The following is a 17,572-nucleotide window of genomic DNA, read 5'->3' as shown; positions in this document are numbered from 1 at the left end:
AACGGGAGCCGACATGGCCGATACATCCTTCGACGTCATCATCATCGGCTCCGGTCCCGGCGGCTACGTCACGGCGATCCGCGCCGCGCAGCTCGGCCTCAAGACTGCGATCGTCGAAAAGTCCTATCTCGGCGGCATCTGCCTGAACTGGGGCTGCATCCCGACCAAGGCGCTGCTGCGTTCGGCCGAGATCTATCACTACATGCAGCACGCCAAGGATTATGGCCTGTCTGCGGAGAAAGTCTCGTTCGATCCGAAGGCCGTGGTGCAGCGCTCGCGTGGCGTCTCGAAGCGGCTGAACGATGGCGTCGGCTTCCTGATGAAGAAGAACAAGGTCAGCGTGATCTGGGGCGCGGCCTCGATCGACGCGCCCGGCAAGGTCACCGTGAAGAAGTCCGATGTCGAGGGGCCCAAGGGCTCGCTGGGCGAGGGGACCTACCAGGCCAAGCACATCATCGTCGCGACCGGCGCGCGGCCGCGCGTGCTGCCCGGGCTCGAGCCCGACAAGAAGCTGATCTGGACCTATTTCGAGGCGATGGTGCCGGAGCGGATGCCGAAGTCGCTGTTGGTGGTCGGCTCTGGCGCGATCGGCATCGAGTTCGCCTCCTTCTTCCACACCATGGGAAGCGACGTCACCGTGGTCGAGGTGCTGCCGCAGATACTGCCCGTCGAGGACGCCGAGATCGCAGGTCTCGCGCGCAAGCGCTTCGAGAAGATGGGCATCAAGATCATGTCCTCGACCAAAGTGACAAAACTGGAGAAGAAGGCCGACAGCGTCGTCGCCACCATCGACGACGGCAAGGGCAAGCCTGTCACCACCGAGTTCGAGCGCGTGATCTCGGCCGTCGGCGTCGTCGGCAACATCGAGAATCTCGGCCTCGAAAAGCTCGGCGTCAAAACCGACCGTGGCTGCATCGTCATCGACGGCTACGGCAAGACCAATGTCCCCGGCATCTACGCCATCGGCGACGTCTCTGGTCCCCCGATGCTCGCGCACAAGGCCGAGCATGAGGGCGTGATCTGCGTCGAGGCGATCAAGGGCCTGCATCCGCATCCCATGGACAAGAACATGATCCCGGGCTGCACCTATTGCCATCCGCAGGTCGCCTCCGTGGGCCTCACGGAAGCCAAGGCCAAGGAGAACGGCCGTGAGATCCGCGTCGGACGCTTCCCCTTCGTCGGCAACGGCAAGGCGATCGCGCTCGGCGAGGACCAGGGCCTCGTCAAGGTGATCTTCGACAAAAAGACCGGCCAGCTGCTCGGCGCCCACATGGTCGGTGCTGAGGTCACCGAGCTGATCCAGGGCTACGTCGTCGCCATGAATCTGGAGACCACGGAAGAAGAGCTGATGCACACGGTGTTCCCGCATCCCACCCTGTCGGAGATGATGAAGGAAGCCGTGCTGGATGCGTACGGACGGGTGCTGAATATCTAAGGGGGCTGCCCTCGCATTTGCCTGTTCCGTCATCCTGAGGTGTGAGTTCGGCGGTGCGCAGCACCGCCGAGCGAGCCTCGAAGGATGAACGGCCAAGATGCAGCAGCGGGGCCCGTCGCCCTTCGAGGCTCTCCATGTGGCGCGTTGCGCCGCATGGTTCGCACCTCAGGGTGACGGGCTAAAGACTAGAACACCAGAATAAGAAGAGGAAACCAGCCCATGCAAGACAACGACAACCTCACCATCGAACGCCCGACCTTCGTCACCCATCTGGAATGCGCGATGGAGGGCGATCACTACGCGGCCGACCAGGTCCACAACCTCTCCAAGGCCGGCAAGCCGCTGCTGGTGCGCTATGATCTCGCGGGCGTGAAGAAGGCGCTGACCAAGGATGCGCTCAGCAACCGTCCCGGCGACATGTGGCGCTACCGCGAGCTGCTGCCGGTGCGCAAATGCAAGGACATCGTCTCGCTCGGCGAAGTCACGACGCCGCTGATCCGGCTGCCGAAGCTCGGAAAGAAGCTCGGCGGCGGCGAGATCATCGTGAAGGATGAGGGGCGCCTGCCGACCGGCTCGTTCAAGGCGCGCGGCCTGGTGATGGCGGTCTCGATGGGCAAGGCACTCGGCATCAAGCACATGGCGATGCCGACCAATGGCAATGCCGGCGCGGCGCTGGCGGCCTACGCCACCTCCTGCGGCATCAAGACCACGATCTTCTGCCCGGCCGACACGCCCGAGGTGAACGTCAGCGAGATCGAGCTCCAGGGTGCGACCGTCTACCGGGTCAACGGCTATATCGACGATTGCGGCAAGATCGTCGGCGAGGGCAAGGCGAAGGTCGGCTGGTTCGACACTTCGACGCTGAAGGAGCCGTACCGCATCGAGGGCAAGAAGACGATGGGCCTCGAGCTCGCCGAGCAGCTCGGCTGGGACGTGCCGGACGTGATCTTCTATCCGACCGGCGGCGGCACCGGCCTGATCGGCATGTGGAAGGCGTTCGACGAGCTGGAGAAGATCGGCTTCATCGGCTCAAAACGCCCGCGCATGGTCGCGGTGCAGGCCTCCGGCTGCGCGCCGATGGTGCGCGCTTACGAGGCCGGCACCGAGCACGCGACACGCTGGGAGGACGCCCACACCATCGCATCAGGCATCCGCGTGCCGCAGGCGATCGGCGATTTTCTCATCCTGCGCGCGGTGCGCGAGAGCAAGGGTTTTGCCATTGCGGTCGATGACGACAAGATCTCCGGGGCACTGAACGAGGTCGCGCGCGAGGAGGGGCTGCTGCTGTGCCCGGAGGGCGCTGCGACCTATGCCGCCTACAAGGAGAGCCTTGCCGACGGCCGCGTCAGCAAGAGCGATCGCGTGATGCTGTTCAACTGTGCGACCGGCCTGAAATATCCGCTGCCGCCGGTCACCCGCACGCTCGACCGCCACAAGCCGATCGACTACTCGCAGTTCTAGGTACGACCAATCAGCCGGAGCGCGATCATCGCGCTCCGGCGCGTCAATTGGTCTCTTCACGACCGATCCCTCTTCCCGTACGCGGGAGAGCACAAAAACAACAATGACATCGCTGGGGAGAACACAATGAAGAAGGCCGTCCGGGCCGGACTGATCGGTATTCTCGCTATTGCAGGCGCAGCTCGCGCCGACGACTATCCCTCGCGCCCCATCACCATCATCGTTCCCTTCGCAGCCGGCGGTCCGTCGGACGCGATGGCGCGCGTGCTCGCCGAGCGGATGCGGACCTCGCTCGGCCAACCCCTGGTGATCGAGAACGTCACCGGCGCGGGCGGCTCGATCGGCGTCGGCCGCGCCGTGCAATCGCCGCCCGACGGTTACACCATCTCCTTCGGCCATCTCGGCACGCACGTCGCCAACGGCGCCGTCTACAAGCTCAGCTACGACCTCGTCGCGGACCTCGAACCCGTGGTGCTGCTGCCGAGCAACCCGATGATCGTGGTCAGCAAGAATGCGGTGCCCGCGACCTCGCTGAAGGAGCTGATCGAATGGCTGAAGTCGCGGCCCTCGCCGCCGACCGCCGGCACCGCCGGCGCAGGCTCCGGCAGCCACATCGCCGGCGTTTATTTCGAGAGCGTGTCCGGCATCAAGCTGCAATACGTCCCGTACCGCGGCACCGCGCCCGCGCTGAACGACCTGATCGCCGGGCAGATCGATATCATCGTCGACCAGACCTCCAACTCCATCAACCAGGTTCGCGCCGGCACCATCCGCGCCTACGCCATCACCGACAACAAGCGCCTCGCCTCCGCGCCCGACATCCCGACCGCGGAGGAGGCCGGGCTGAAGGGCTTCAACATGACGCTGTGGTCGGGCATGTGGGTGCCGAAGGGCACGCCGAAGGAGATCGTGACCAAGCTCAACGCCGCGGCCGTGGAGGCGCTGAACGATCCCGCCGTGAGGAAGCAGCTCGAAAGCCAGGGCCTGGAGATGACGCCGCAGGACCAGCTCACCCCGGACGCGCTCGGCGCGCGGCAAAAAGCCGAGATCGCAAAGTGGTGGCCGATCATCAAGGCCGCGAACATCAAGGTGGATTGAGGGCCACGCAGCGCACAATGTCCTGGCCGTGAGGACCGGCGGGACGCGGCGCCGCCGCGTCACATCTTGGCCTCACCGGCGCCCGACAGTGCCGTGTCCAGGCACTCGATCAAGGCTCGCGTTGAAAACGGCTTGGCGAGAAAGCAGATCGCGCCGGCCTTCAGCGCGCGGTCGCGCACGGCCTCGTCCGGAAAGGCCGTCATGAAGATGAAGGGCGTGATGCGCCCGATGCCGCGCAGATGCGTCAACAGCTCGACACCGCTCATGGCGGCCATCTGCACGTCCGCGATCACGCAGGAGGTCGTCTCCAGTTCGGCGGATTGAAGAAATTCGTGAGCGGAGCCAAAGGTGTAGACCGTGTATCCGCGCGACGTCAGGAGGTTGTTCGTCGCAAGGCGAACTGAGGCATCATCATCAATGACGGAAATGATCGAAGGCACTGACAAGATGATCGCTCCTGAACGGGGAGCCGCCGGCCGCGGTTCAGCCGCTTCAGGGAAGGTGGGCCACCAGAGCGAGCTTGGAAAGCATACTTAGGTTTGCAAATGACCCCTGTTGCGCGGGATTCCGAGCGCGTCCGTCATTCTGACGAGATCGGCCAGCGACTTCGCCCCCATCTTCCGCATGATCTGCCCGCGATAGATCTTCACGGTGATTTCGGCCAATCCGAGCTCGGCGGCGACCTGCTTGTTCATCAGGCCGGATGCAACCAGGGCGAGGACGTCGCGCTCGCGTGTCGTCAGCCCCTCGAAACGGGATCGCACACCCGAGATCGACTTTTCGGCATCGCGCCGCTTGCGATCTCGTTCGATCGCCGCTTGTACCGCATCCAGCATGTCCTGGTCACGCACCGGCTTGGTCAGAAAATCGACGGCACCGCTTTTCATGGCTCTCACGGTCATGGGGATATCGCCATGACCGGTGATGAAGATGATGGGCGTGTGAATGTTGGCCTTGGCGAGGTCGGCCTGGAGGTCGAGGCCGCTCGAGCCCGGCAGGCGGATGTCGAGCACGAGGCAACTGGGGACCGCAGGCGGTTTGGCTTCCAAGATCTCCGCCGCCGAGCTGAAGGCTTGGACCTTGAGACCGACCGATTGAAAGAGATTGGTGAGCGCACGGCGCATCGAGGGATCATCATCGACGATCAGGACGATCGGTTCACCGGCGCTCGCCTCGGCCTGCTTGGCATGGTCAGTCACGACGTGTCCTTGTGTGGCAAGGGCAGGGCGATCTGGAATGTTGCACCGCGCCCCTCATTTTGAAGGGCCGAAAGCCGGCCCGCGTGAGCCTCTATAATCGATCGGCAGATCGAAAGTCCCATTCCCAGACCGCCCGATTTCGTCGTGAAGAAGGGGGTGAAGATGCGTTCCTTGACCTCTTTGCCGAGGCCGATACCGCGGTCCGTCACCGTGAGGAGCAGGCTGTCGTCGTCGTCCGCCTGGCACGAGCGGATCGCCAGTTCGCGCGGGCGATCGACATTGCCCTGCATGGCTTCGATGCCGTTCATCACCAGGTTGATCAGCACCTGCTGGAGCTGAATCCGGTCGCCGCAGATCCGGGGCAGGTCGGACGCCAGCTCCATTCGCACCGAGACCGCGTGCGTCGCGAGCTCGCGCCGAACGAGCGCAACGGCCTCCCTGACGACCTCGTTGATGTCGAGTGGGACGACTTCGATCTCGGTCTTCTTCGCAAGCGCCCTGATCCGGCGGATCACCTCGCTCGCCCGATTGGCGTCCTCGACAATCCATTCGGCGGAACGGCGCGCGGCCTTCATATCGGCCGGTTCGCGGTCGAGCCAGGCGATGCAGGCGTCCGCGTTGGAGATCACCGCGGCAAGAGGCTGGGTGATTTCATGGGCAATCGAGGTGGTCAGCTCGCCGAGCGTCGTGACGCGCGTGACATGGGCGAGTTCGCCTTGCGCCTTGCGTAGCGCCTCTTCCGCCTGGTCGACGCGGATTGCCGCCGTGATGTCGCTGCTGACGCCGCGATAGCCGAGAAAATTGCCTTGCGCATCATGGAAGGGCTTGCCGCTGGTGCGCACGTAGATGGGAGATCCGCTGCGATCCCTGCTGCGGTAGATCAGATCGCGGAACGGGACGCGGGCATCGAGCGCCGCGCGATGCTGCTCCCATTTCTCAGGCTCGAGCTCGGCATCGGGTGGAATGTCCCAACGGGTCAGGCCGATCAGACCCGTCGGCGGGGCGGTGGAGGTGTCGGCATGTTCCGATATCCGCGTGATGCGGTGGTCCGGCCCGGTCTCCCAGAACCAGTCCGATGCGGTTTCGGCATAGTCGCGGAATCGCTGCTCGGATGCCTTGAGCTCGTCGAACGCCTTATGCAGCGCATCTTTTGCCGCGAGCTGCTCGGTGACGTCCACATGCGTGCCGATGATTTCGATCACCTCGCCGTCGCCGCCGATCACGGGATGTCCCTCGCTATGGACGCGTCTGATCGAGCCGTCGGGGCGGGCAATCCGGAAGTCGATCTGGAAGGGCTGCTTCTGCCGAACCGCTTCGCGCTCCATCTCGACAATCCGCTGAAAGTCCTCCGGCAGGATACGTTGCTGAAAAGCCCGGGCCGGGACATCGATCTGATCCGGCTCAAACCCGAACAGGCGGTAGAGTTCAGCCGATCGGTAGGCGAACTCCTGACGATGAACGTCCCAGGACCAACTGCTCGTATGGCTGAGGCGTTGGGCTTCACTCAAATAGGCCTCGCTGCGACGTAGCCTCTGTTCCGCTTCCTTGGCAATCGTGACATCGGTCACCGCCCCGACGAACTCGATGCGCCCGGATGGATGTCGAACCGCGCGCGCCACGGAATGGAGATATTTGACCGATCCGTCGGGCATCAGCAGGCGGTATTCGTGGTCGAAATCCTCCGCCAGGCGGTAGGCCCGATCGAGGGTGCTGCGCACCGTAGCGCGATCTTCCGGATGGATGCGCTGAAAGACAAAGCGGAGGGTCGGCTTGGTCGCCGGGTCGCACTGGAAGATGCGAAAGGTCTCCCTCGACCAGACCGCTTCACCGGTCGCAAGGTTCAAGCCGAAGCTGCCGGTGTGGCTCAATTCCTGGGCCTGGGCGAGATAGGCCTCGCTCTGGCGCAGCGCGTCCTCGGTCTCCTTGCGCTGGGTGATGTTCTCGCAGGCGACCAGCAGGATCGGCGTGCCGTCGCCGCGCAGCATCGCCTTGGCGTTTTCACGGACCCAGAGCACCGACCCGTCCTTCCGGAACTTGCGAATCTCCCAGGTATGCGACTGGTCCAAGGTCGTAAGGCACAACGCGACGCATTGACGAACGAAGTCGTGGTCTTCCTCGAAGAAGACGTTCAGCACGGATCGGCCGATCAGCTCGTCCGTCGTGTATCCCAGTTGTGCGGCGCCGAACGTATTGACGTTGAGCACCGTTCCGGCCGGATCGACCATGAAGTACATGACCGGATTGTGCTCGAACACCTCGCGCCATTGCTTCATGGCGTCACGCAGATCGGCGTTCTGCCGCGAGGCGTCCGCGACCGCGGGCCCATCCTTTACGCCGTTGCCGAATGATCGAAGCGCCGCAAGGCCGCCGAGCAGGAGTTGTGCGGCCGAATTCCCGAGTTTCATGATCTGGCCAGGCATCATCGCAAGCGTCCCGGCTCGCCAGCGTCAAAGCGAAGTAGAGCACTTTGCCATAACAGGGGCAATTCCCTCCGACCAAAGTCGAATCCTCGGCAGAATTCCCGATTGCCGTGCAGCTTGCGCGCGTTGCGCCGTCTCGTTGCGCAGGTGGGGCGGAGTCCGGAAAACTACGGCACAAACCTACGTATAGCTCGCACAACCCTAGTTCTAGCGCGCATTTACCTCCGTACAATTGAGCGGTGCATTGCAGGGGGCCTAGTCTTGCGGTCAATCGAGAGGAGACGATTGCGGAGCGCAAATTGCCCAAAAGCTCGGCGTGTTGCCTCCAAAGAGCCAGGCTCTGCGTCCGCCGCCCTGACTTGCCGGCTGAATGAGCCGGTCACGATTGAGAAGCCGCATTTTCCGTGACGACCGTGGCGAACTCTGCATTTGCGCACGAGGAAGCCAGGACCCCAAGAGGTCAAGAGGAGAGGATGATGTGCGATAGCCCCGAGTACTCAGAACGCCGTCCCGAGTCCAAAGGCTGTGCCGTCTGTGCCGGCAAGTTTGGCCTGATCCGATACTACTCCTGGCGGACGCCGCTCTGCTCGCGGAAATGCCTCGACCGGTTCAGGGCGCGTCGCGAACGCGACCGCAGCTGGCTGTTCCGGTGCCAGGCGGCATGAATATCGGCAGCCCCACCTAGCCCGTCAGGCCATTTCGCCGTCCGGAGGCTGTGAGTTGAACCGTAGCTGCAAGCTCCTGATGGCGATCGCGCTACCGCTTCCGCTGCTGACGGGCGTCAAGGCCGAGGAAGCCGCACGGGATGGTTCTCATCGTCACCATCCGCCTCAGGATCGACAGCTGCACGAGAAGTTCTATTCGAACTGGCGCATGCCGGACAATCCGGTTCTGAGCTGCTGCAACAATGCGGATTGCTACCCGACCGAGATACGCTACGTCGACGGCAAAATCTACGCGCGGCGCCGGGAAGACGGGAAATACATCCCGATCCCGTCCCAGAAGGTCGAGCGCAACAGAGACAATCCCGACGGTCGCAACCATATCTGCGCGCCGCCGCCGTCCGCCTCTCTGGTCGACACGGTCTACTGCTTCGCGCTGGGAGGTGCCACGTGAGATTCATATTGGTGAACGGCAGAACCCCGTTTCGCAAGACGTCGTGTCTGTGGTGCTGCGAAGAGATCGAGGGTGGCTATCTGCGCGATGCCAGGACACTGCTGCGCTACTGCGGCTACGAATGCTACGCGCTTCATCAGGAAGCAGCGCCGTTGATCGATGGGCGTACGCGCGCTGCATCCTGAGCAGGCAGGCCGGAGAGACGTGAGGACACGGCATTGAGATTCATGCTCGTCAACCAGGAACATCCTTGCCACGGCGCGGTCTGCGGCGCATGCGACCGGCCGCTGGGTTCGAGTTACGTCCGGCACGTGTCCAAGCAAGAGCGGTATTGTGACTACGATTGCTACCGCCAGCGGACGGCCATGGACATGCTGAGGCCCCACAGCCCGTTCGAGGCGATCGCGGTGCTGACGGCAATGGCGAGCTGGAGCTGGATGATTCAGATGGGCGCGCTGTCGCGCGCGCTGGCTGAGGTCTATCTGCGCGAGTACGACCTTCTGACCACGGAAGGAGGTGACCGCTAGCTGCCGATGCAGGCGCGCGCAGAGCCGTCGGCCGCAGTCACCGCGTCCAGCCCGCGCCGCGTCCAGCCCCGGCGGTCGCGAGGCTAGGGCGACGGGGCTGCGGCCGATACCGTCGGATCCGCGCTCACTTCCTGGGTCGTGACGCGCTGCTCTGACTTCGACGCGACCATGCCGCTGCCCTCGAACCGTACGCGGTAGACCAGCACGTTCTCGATGACGCGCTGGACGTAATTGCGCGTCTCCGACAGCGGGATGCGCTCGACCCAGTCGACCGGATCGACATTGGGATCCCTGGGGTCGCCGCGCGCCTGCACCCATTCGCGCACGCGGCCACGGCCGGCATTGTAGCCGGCGAAGGTCATGATCTGGTTGCCGCGATATTCCGACAGCAGCGCACTGAGCTCGGCCGCGCCCATCTGCGTGTTGTAGACGGGATCGGAGACCATCCTGTCCCAGTCATAGGTCAGGCCGAAGCGTTTTGCGGTGTCGCGGCCGGCTTCCGGCGTCACCTGCATCAGCCCGACCGCGTTGGCGGGCGACTTGTCGCGCTGGTCGAACGAGCTCTCGGTGCGTGCCACCGAGTAGATCACGCTGGTGTCGATCGCAGGCGCGACCTGCCTGTGCTCGGGGATGCCGATGGTCGGGAAGGCGTAATGGTCGAGCGCGAGCCCGCGCGCCAGCGCCGACTTGCCGACCTCCAGCATCACGCGGGCATCGTTGCGCCGGCCGGCGAGCTCGCCGAGCGCTTCGAGCGCTGCGACGTCGGTGCTCTCCTTGGCAAAATCCTCGGCGTAGTAGAACACCATGTCGCGCTCGCCGATCCCGTACAGCATGTCGGCGGCGCGCACGCGCTCATCAGTGGGAGGTGTGTCGGCAGAGGCCAGCACGGGCGAGGGTGCACGCAGCTCGATGCGGTCGAGCCCGAGCTTGGCGCGGGCGAGCTGGCCGTAATAGGCGGTCGAATAGCGCGCCGCGGCCTTGTAGCTCGTACGGGCGTCGGCGGTCGCGCCCATGGCTTCCGCCGCGCGGCCGCGCCAGTAATGCGCGCGCGACAGCGCGATCGGATTGGCCGAGCCCTCGTCGATCGCGGCGAAATGCACCATCGCCGTCCTGGGATCGTCGAGATAGCGCAGCGCGATCCAGCCGCACATGAAATGGTAGTCGACGCGGTAGACTTCCTTCTCGGGCACGGCCGCCGTGCGCACCACATCGTAAGCGGTCTTGAACTTGCCCTGATCGAGCAGCTTGCGCGCCAGCATGCGGCGCTCGCGCCACCAGGCGTCGGTGTCCTGCGCGGCCATCGTCTCGGGCGCCGCGGCGAGGATCACCTCGGCCGCATCGTCGATGCGGTCTTTCTGGAGATGCCATTGCACGCGGCACAGCACATAGCCGAGATCGCGGCGCGCCTCGCTCCCAACGTCGTCGAGATAGTCCTTGGCCTTGTTCGCCTTGCCCGTAACCGCAGCACAGGCCTTGACGATCGCGAGCGCATCCTCGCCGAGCCGCTTTGCCGCGCGCCTTGCGGCGGCATAGTCCTTGGCGCCGAGCCGCTTGTCCATGCGGGCGCGATGGTCGTCGGCGTTCAGCAGATCGCGGAACGCCTCGTAGGAATCTTCTTCGCTGCGCTCGGACAATTCGTCCGTGCGCCAGGCCTCGCGCACCAGCCGCGCGGCCCTGTCGGTCTCGCCTTCCGTGAGCAGCACGCGGGCGAGCGCGAACTTGCCCTTGGCGCTGGTCGGGCGGTCCATCGTGAATTTGTGCACGGTGGCGGCGTCGGTCTTCTCTTGCCACAGCCGGGCCTCGGCGCGGCGGCGCAGAAGCGCGCTGCTCGGCCAGTCCGGGTTGGCGGCGAGGAAGCCGGCGTAGCGCTTGAAATTCGCGGTGCTCTCGGAATGGCGCAGCATGAACCAGTCGGCGAGCTTCTGACCGGCGGGGTCGGCGATGCGGTCGCGCGCCGCGCTCGCGTCGTCGGTCTTGCCCCTGCGCGCGAGATCGATCGCGTCCTTCAGCGCGGCGAGATCGCCGGTGAGCGGCGGCGCGGCCGGCTTGTCCGCGCGCTCGTCGTCCTGCTTCTTCGACTTGCGCTTGGCCTCGGCATGCTTGCCATGGCGGGATTTTGCCGCGGCATGGCGCTGCTTGCCGGCTTTCGCCTCATGCGTCTTCTTCGACGCATGCGACTTGTGACTGCTCTTCGCCGCCAGCTCCGACGGAAGGAGGGCCAAAGCGGCCACGGCAACGACACACGCGAGCGAGCGTAGGCACTGGTTCATTGGATGGTCCCCCTGCGAAACCACTACAAACCAAGGTCCGCGATCGTATGCGGCTTGAGAATCAAAGACACCAAACGATGCCACGGCATCGTTTCGCATTTCTCACGCTGTCGCAACAATGCGGCAAAATACGGATGAGGCAAGGGAACTTCCGCAAAGGAGAAAAGGGCAGGTGCTTTAACCTTTGTTAACGATTTGGGCTCGCACGACGGTTGTGCGCGTCTGGAGCGTCGCCGCGGCCAGATTGCGCGTGTTCCCGGTGCCAAATCCGGTGTATTGAGTTCCCTAAACCATCGTTGCAGCCTTTGCCCCGCACCTATGCCGATTTTCAACCAGTCGATCCGGCGCAAGATTGTCGGCATCGCCCTCGGACTCATCGTTCTGATGCTGGTCACCTCGATCCTGTCGATGGTGATGTCGAGCCAGGTCGGCGTCCTCCTTGACGAGCTGACCAATCGCTACATCCCGGCCTATGGCGACCTGGCGCGCGCCAACATCCGTTCGCTGGAGCGATCGGTGGCGCTGCGGCGGATGATCATGATGAAGATGCAGGCGTCCTCGGACGAGGAGGCCTACGCGGCGCGCCTGCGCGAGTTCGAGGAAGCGGACCGCAAGATCGAGGAAGAGGCCGAGGGCGCGCGCAAGCTGATCAATGCGATCATCGATGATACCAGGACGCCATCGGACAATGCCGCGCTGGCGCGGATCGAGACCCGCATCGAGACCGCCGTCAGCGAGCTGCGCCGCGATCAGAACGCGGACCACGCAAAGCTCCTCAAGCAGATCGACGCACAGCAGATGGCGGAGGCCCGCGCCACGCTCGAGCATATCGACGCGCTGCGCGACCAATTCAACCAGAAGATCGACGCCATCCGTGGCGACATGCTCAAGCAGGTCTTTGCCTCCACGGCGACGGTGATTGGCCGTCAACATCAGGCGATCCTCATCTCGGGCCTGGTCACCGTCCTCGCCGCCGTCGTGGGATTTGTCTTTGCGCTGCTGGTCTCGAGCGGCATTACCCGCCCGGTGCGGCTCCTGCTGGCCGGCACCCGCGAGGTCGAGGCGGGCCACTTCGACAAGCCAATCACCGTCTCCACGCGGGACGAGATCGGCGAGCTCGCCGCCGCCTTCAACCGCATGATCGAGCAACTCCGCCACAACGAGCGCATCCGCGAGACTTTTGGCCGCTACATCGATCCCAAGGTGGTGCAGGGCCTGATCGAGCGGCCGGAGGTCGCCATCGACGGCCAGCGCCGGGTGATGACCATCATGTTCTGCGACATGAGCGGCTTCACCTCGATGAGCGAGGGCATGACCCCGCGCGGCCTCGTCAAGGTGATGAACCACTATTTCACGGTCATGTCCGCTCCCGTGAGGAACAATCGCGGCGTGATCGACAAATATATCGGCGACGCCATCATGGCCTATTGGGGCCCGCCCTTCATCGAAGGGGACGAGCCGGCGCTGCTCGCCGGCCTTGCCGCCGTCGAGATGGCCGATGAGGTGCCCGCGCTGCAGAAGCAGCTGCCGGATCTGCTCGGCATCCGCGCCATGCCCGCACTGTGCGACCTGCGGATCGGCATTGCCACCGGCGAGGTCCTGACCGGCAGCATCGGCTCCGAGTTGATGATGAGCTTCACCGTGATGGGCGATGCCGTGAACCTCGCCTCGCGGCTCGAGGCCGTCAACAAGGTCTACGGCACCCGCATCCTGATCGCGCAGGCGACGGCGGATGCGATCGGCGCGCATCTCGAGCTGCGCGAGATCGATCGTCTCGCGGTCGCCGGCCAGAGCGCGCCGCAGGCGATCTTCGAGGTGATCGGCAGGGCAGGCGCGCTGACGGAGGCGCAAGCGAGCCTGCGAGAGCATTATGCCGAAGGTCTTGCCGCCTATCGCACCTGCCGCTTCGCCGAAGCCCGTGCCGCCTTCAACGCGGCGCTCGAAGCTGTGCCTGGCGATGGTCCCTCGCGCACGCTGCTCGATCGCATCGCGCAGTTGGAGGCCAATCCGCCGGAGGAGGGCTGGGACGGCGCCTGGCGGTTGGAGCAGAAATAGGTAGCGGCATCCTCTTCTCGCCGCCTGCGCCGACGAAAATTGATGCTACCCCATAACCATGTTCGCCGTGACCTATTTCCGGGGCTTAGGCTCATTGGTCCTTGTGGCGTTTGATGGGGACACGCCGATGACAGAACTTGAGGACAGGCTGGAACGGTTCGAGACGCTCACGGCCGAATGCGAGCTGATCGCCAAGCTCGCCACCGACAGCACCAAGCGCGCATTCTATCTGAAACTGTCAGAACAGTACCGCCAACTCGCGGTGGACATGCGGCAGGTGATCGCGACGAAAACTGCGGCCTGACGCCGGCTGCAATCCGTTTTTAATCTTTGGCGCGCATCCTCCAGGGATGCGAGCGCGGGGCTTCCACGGTTGCTCGCGGTGGGAATGCAGGGGTCCGTTGCGGTGCAACGTGCCTCGCTGACGTCGCTTTGCCACTCTCTACAGGGCAATCCCATGCGCCTTCTTGCAGTCCTTGTTCTCGCGCTCGCAATGGCAGCCTGCAACCAGGAACAGGACATCACCGGGTCGACCTCGACCTGCCCGATGCGGAACTACAGCTCGTACAATGCGCGCGACATGAACCAGTGCGTGGCCGCCTGCAAGGCGTGCGACCACGGCACCACGGTCACCTGCACCACCTCCTGCACCCTCAAGGGCGCGCACTGAGCCTTTCAGCCGGATGCCGGCGGATCGGGAACAGCGAGTCCGTTGGCGCCGCACGGCATGAGGCGGGCGGTGCTTGGGCACCGGAACGATTCACATGGGTTAATCATTGAAGGAGCGGGCAGGACGCGGAGTCCGATGGAATGGGTATGCTCGATCCCGGGCGGTTTCTGGTGTCTTGCTCGCAATGCGAGGCCTGGCCGATGGCCGCCAATGTGAAACGTTCGAGCTGGTCGGCGTCCCCGCATGAGGTTCGCTTCGTGTGCCCGCGCTGTCGCCGCGAGGAGACCGCGATCGTTTCTGCCTCCGGCGAGTTGACGCCAATCCGGCGCGTCGACGTTCCGCCGCGCGACGTGGCTGCGGCCTGGGCTCAGGCGCAGCGTCCGAGAGGCCGGACCTAGACGGCCGACACATCGCTCGCTTGCGTTTTGGAACCCGGCCGGTCACCGAAGCGTTTCCGCCTCCGACATCAACGCGATCGAGGCTGTGCGAATGATCAGCGAGCATTTCGACACCCGCACCCGCATCAACATGAAGCTGGCACTGGACCGGGTCTGCCGCAATCGCCCCGACGGCGAGGACCACGACTTCCGCAGATCGGTCGCTGAAAACATCATCCGCTGTGCGCTGGCAGGCCGCACCGGCATCGGCCAGCTCGTCGACGCCGGCGAGCGGGCGATGATCAGGACGCAGGCGGAGCGGGAGCCGGTGTGATCGTGTTCGCCTGACGTTCGGGCTCATCGTTCGACCGGTCGATTGACTCAACCTGCGAACGCCCCGTAGATTGATCGGTGACGGTTCTCCTCATGGAGATCAAAAGGGAACGTGGTGCGGGATTTTCCCAAAACCACGGCTGCCCCCGCAACTGTAAGCGGTGAATCTTTCGTCATATGCCACTGGGAATCTCGGTCCTGGGAAGGCGACGTAGAGGTAACGACCCGCGAGCCAGGAGACCTGCCGTCAGCCGTGGTCACACGCGAAGATGTCGGTCGGGGAGTACAGACATTAGCTTCACACGAGCAATCCATCGCTCCGCGTGAAACCTCGTTCGCTGTGACGTGCCACTGACGTCATACCGAGGTTACAACTGTGTCCCGCATTGTCTCTGCCGCCAGGCGCCTCAGCGCCGGCCTTGTCGCATCCATTTACCTCCATTCGCTCGATCTCTCCGTCGCCCGGGCGCAGCAGGCTGCCAACGAGCAGCTGCCGCCGGTCGAGGTGACCAACTCCGACGATCAGAACCGCACCCGCGCCAGGGCGACGGGCGATGGCGACGTGGTGAGGAGGCGTGCGCCGTCGAGCGGCGCCGGCTCATCCGGCTCCGGCAATGCGGCTGCCGCCAGCAACGGGGGTATCGTCGGGGCCGCTACGACCGTCATCACGGCCACGGACATCGCGCATTCGCCGTCGCAGACCCTTGCCGAGATCATCGCAACGCAAGTAGCGGGCGCCCAGATCACGACGCTCTATGGCGGCCCGATCGGCGCCAGGACCAGCGTCGACCTGCGCGGCTTCGGCGCTTTTGCGACCGCCAACACGCTGGTGCTGGTCAACGGCCGGCGGCTGAACGACATCGACATGGCGCAGGTGGACCTCTCCACCATCCCGCTCAATTCCGTCGAGCGCATCGAAATCACGCGCGGCAATTCGGGCGCGGTGCTTTACGGCGACAACGCAGTCGGTGGCGTGATCAACATCGTCACCAAGAACGGCATCGGCGGACCGCCCGTGACCGCGCGCATCGAGGCCGGCTTTGGCTTGTTCAATACGAAGCTTGGCAACATCTCGACCTCGCTCAATTCCGGTCCATGGTCGACCTCGTTTTACGGCAACACCGTCAAGACCGACGGCTACCGCGACAACAATCGCTATTCCCAGGAGAACGGCGTCGGCAATCTGAACTATACGACACCTGGCCTCTCCGCGTTCCTGACCGTGACAGGCGACAATCAGGAGCTGCGACTGCCGGGTGGCCGCACCGTCGATCCCTCGATCGGCGTCGACGAGCTCGCAACCAATCGGAAGGGGACCAGCACGCCCTTCAACTACGCCAACCAGCAGGGGTTTAGCGCGACAGCGGGCTTCACCAAGACTTTGGTCAACGGCGTCGATCTCATCGTCGATGGCGGCGTACGCGACAAGAAGCAGCAGAGCGCGTTCTTCTCCAGCCCAACGCCGGTTCCTGCACTCTTCACGTCAACCTATGTCGATGCCGGTCTGACGACATGGTCGATCACGCCGCGCCTCAGCGTGAAGAGCCTGCTGCTGGGGATGCCGTCGCAGCTCTTGACCGGCATCGATTATTACGATGCGAACTTTCAGCAGAACCGCGGCGCCGGGCAGGGGCTCGCGCCCTGGCACAATTACGCGCTGAGACAGCAGACGGTTGCGGGCTATTTTCAGCACACATTGAGTGTGCTGCCCACGACCGACATCTCCTACGGCGCGCGGATGCAGAATGTCAGTCTCTCCGCACGCGACAATTTCGACCCGGCGGCACCCTTCAACACCGATATCGGCGCGCTCCCGCTGCGGAGCGATGAGACCCAATACGCGCTGCATCTCGGCGCGGAGCATCGCCTCAACGACATGGTCTCGCTGTTCGGCCGTGCGGCGCGCGCATTCCGCACGCCTGACGTGGACGAGCGCGTGTCGTCGGGCCCGTCGTTCGATCCCTTCACCTTCGCTCCGATCCCGCAAACCTTCCAGCTCAAGACCCAGACCTCGCAAGACATCGAGGGCGGGCTGCGCATCAAAGGGGGCGGGCTGCAGTTGCAGAGCAGCCTCTATCTGATGGACCTCGCCAACGAGATCCATTTCAGCCCGATTCTGTTCTACAACACCAATCTCGATCCGACCCGCCGCTACGGCTCGGAAACCAGTCTGTCCTATCGCGTCAACGACGAGCTGCTGCTGCGCTCCGGCATGGCCTATACGCGGGCCGTCTTCCGCGGAGGCGTCTGGGCCGGCAACGACGTGCCGCTGGTGTCGCGCTACACCGCGAGTGCGGGTCTCACATGGAACATCTGGCAGAACTACGTGGTGCTCGACGCCACCGCACGCTTCTGGAGCGAGCGGCGCATGGACAACGACCAGGCGGGAACCCAGAAGCCGATCCCTGCCAACGCCACGATCGACCTCAAGCTCAGCGGTCAATATGAGCGCTATTTCTGGTCCCTCAGCGTCAACAATGTGCTGAACGCGCTCTACTACGACTATGCGATCGCCAGCACCTTCACCGGCGGCCGCTTTAGCGCGTACCCGCTGCCCGGCCGCACCTATCTGCTCAAGGCCGGTGCCACGTTCTGATCCCCGGTGGGGCTG

Annotated in this window: 15 protein-coding genes and 1 riboswitch; of the genes, 11 read left to right on the top strand and 4 right to left on the bottom strand. The window is 64.2% G+C overall.

What is annotated here, in order from left to right; translation table 11 throughout:
- The first annotated feature begins 13 nt into the window (after positions 1-13).
- The 3 genes from lpdA (at position 14) to ACVJ19_RS31330 (ending at position 3,994) form a co-directional block, all read left to right on the top strand.
- Positions 14-1,435 carry a dihydrolipoyl dehydrogenase gene (gene lpdA / locus ACVJ19_RS31340; RefSeq protein WP_453953000.1) on the top strand — a complete coding sequence of 474 codons (1,422 nt, stop codon included), beginning with the start codon at positions 14-16 and terminating at the stop codon, positions 1,433-1,435.
- A 219-nt stretch (positions 1,436-1,654) separates the two neighbouring features.
- Complete coding sequence (locus ACVJ19_RS31335) at positions 1,655-2,896, top strand: threonine synthase (RefSeq protein WP_453952999.1); 1,242 nt, start codon at positions 1,655-1,657, stop codon at positions 2,894-2,896.
- Between the two features lie 126 nt (positions 2,897-3,022).
- Positions 3,023-3,994 (top strand): tripartite tricarboxylate transporter substrate binding protein BugD, encoded by a 972-nt coding sequence (locus ACVJ19_RS31330; RefSeq protein WP_453952998.1) that lies wholly within the window; start codon positions 3,023-3,025, stop codon positions 3,992-3,994.
- A 59-nt stretch (positions 3,995-4,053) separates the two neighbouring features.
- Here the strand turns inward: ACVJ19_RS31330 and ACVJ19_RS31325 are convergent, their stop codons facing one another.
- The 3 genes from ACVJ19_RS31325 to ACVJ19_RS31315 form a co-directional block, all read right to left on the bottom strand.
- Positions 4,054-4,440 (bottom strand): response regulator transcription factor, encoded by a 387-nt coding sequence (locus ACVJ19_RS31325; RefSeq protein WP_453952997.1) that lies wholly within the window; start codon positions 4,438-4,440, stop codon positions 4,054-4,056.
- Positions 4,441-4,527: 87 nt separating this feature from the next.
- Complete coding sequence (locus ACVJ19_RS31320; RefSeq protein WP_453952996.1) at positions 4,528-5,193, bottom strand: response regulator transcription factor; 666 nt, start codon at positions 5,191-5,193, stop codon at positions 4,528-4,530.
- Positions 5,190-7,616 carry a PAS domain-containing sensor histidine kinase gene (locus tag ACVJ19_RS31315; protein ID WP_453952995.1) on the bottom strand — a complete coding sequence of 809 codons (2,427 nt, stop codon included), beginning with the start codon at positions 7,614-7,616 and terminating at the stop codon, positions 5,190-5,192. Before ACVJ19_RS31315 ends, ACVJ19_RS31320 begins: the two co-directional genes overlap by 4 nt.
- 717 nt (positions 7,617-8,333) lie before the next feature.
- Between ACVJ19_RS31315 and ACVJ19_RS31310 the strand changes: the two genes are divergently transcribed.
- From ACVJ19_RS31310 to ACVJ19_RS31300, 3 genes are all read left to right on the top strand, one after another.
- A complete protein-coding gene (locus tag ACVJ19_RS31310; RefSeq protein WP_456739474.1) occupies positions 8,334-8,729 on the top strand; it encodes a hypothetical protein in 396 nt (131 codons plus the stop codon).
- The gene (locus ACVJ19_RS31305; protein WP_453952993.1) at positions 8,726-8,914 is read left to right on the top strand and encodes a hypothetical protein; all 189 of its coding nucleotides are present in this window, start codon (positions 8,726-8,728) and stop codon (positions 8,912-8,914) included. Before ACVJ19_RS31310 ends, ACVJ19_RS31305 begins: the two co-directional genes overlap by 4 nt.
- A gap of 186 nt (positions 8,915-9,100) precedes the next feature.
- Positions 9,101-9,256 (top strand): hypothetical protein, encoded by a 156-nt coding sequence (locus tag ACVJ19_RS31300; protein ID WP_453952992.1) that lies wholly within the window; start codon positions 9,101-9,103, stop codon positions 9,254-9,256.
- 83 nt (positions 9,257-9,339) lie between these two features.
- On the opposite strand, the gene ACVJ19_RS31295 is transcribed toward ACVJ19_RS31300, so the two are convergent.
- Complete coding sequence (locus tag ACVJ19_RS31295; RefSeq protein WP_453952991.1) at positions 9,340-11,526, bottom strand: lytic transglycosylase domain-containing protein; 2,187 nt, start codon at positions 11,524-11,526, stop codon at positions 9,340-9,342.
- Positions 11,527-11,844: 318 nt separating this feature from the next.
- On the opposite strand from ACVJ19_RS31295, the gene ACVJ19_RS31290 reads away from it, so the two are divergent.
- The 5 genes from ACVJ19_RS31290 to ACVJ19_RS31270 all read left to right on the top strand — a co-directional run bounded on the left by ACVJ19_RS31290 (position 11,845) and on the right by ACVJ19_RS31270 (position 17,557).
- The gene (locus ACVJ19_RS31290; protein WP_453952990.1) at positions 11,845-13,581 is read left to right on the top strand and encodes an adenylate/guanylate cyclase domain-containing protein; all 1,737 of its coding nucleotides are present in this window, start codon (positions 11,845-11,847) and stop codon (positions 13,579-13,581) included.
- Positions 13,582-13,708: 127 nt separating this feature from the next.
- On the top strand, positions 13,709-13,885 hold the full coding sequence (locus tag ACVJ19_RS31285) for a hypothetical protein (protein ID WP_453952989.1): 177 nt from the start codon (positions 13,709-13,711) through the stop codon (positions 13,883-13,885).
- A gap of 153 nt (positions 13,886-14,038) precedes the next feature.
- Positions 14,039-14,251, top strand: a complete 213-nt coding sequence (locus ACVJ19_RS31280) for a hypothetical protein (RefSeq protein WP_453952988.1) — start codon at positions 14,039-14,041, stop codon at positions 14,249-14,251.
- Positions 14,252-14,740: 489 nt separating this feature from the next.
- Positions 14,741-14,962, top strand: coding sequence for a hypothetical protein (locus ACVJ19_RS31275; RefSeq protein ID WP_453952987.1), 222 nt, complete (start codon positions 14,741-14,743; stop codon positions 14,960-14,962).
- Positions 14,963-15,026: 64 nt separating this feature from the next.
- Positions 15,027-15,224: riboswitch (cobalamin riboswitch) on the top strand.
- Positions 15,225-15,337: 113 nt separating this feature from the next.
- Positions 15,338-17,557: a TonB-dependent receptor gene (locus ACVJ19_RS31270; protein WP_453952986.1), complete on the top strand. Its 2,220-nt coding sequence runs from the start codon at positions 15,338-15,340 to the stop codon at positions 17,555-17,557.
- Positions 17,558-17,572 lie beyond the last annotated feature (15 nt).

Source organism: Bradyrhizobium sp. USDA 376, assembly GCF_054063675.1.
This window is presented reverse-complemented; position numbering and strand designations above follow the sequence as displayed.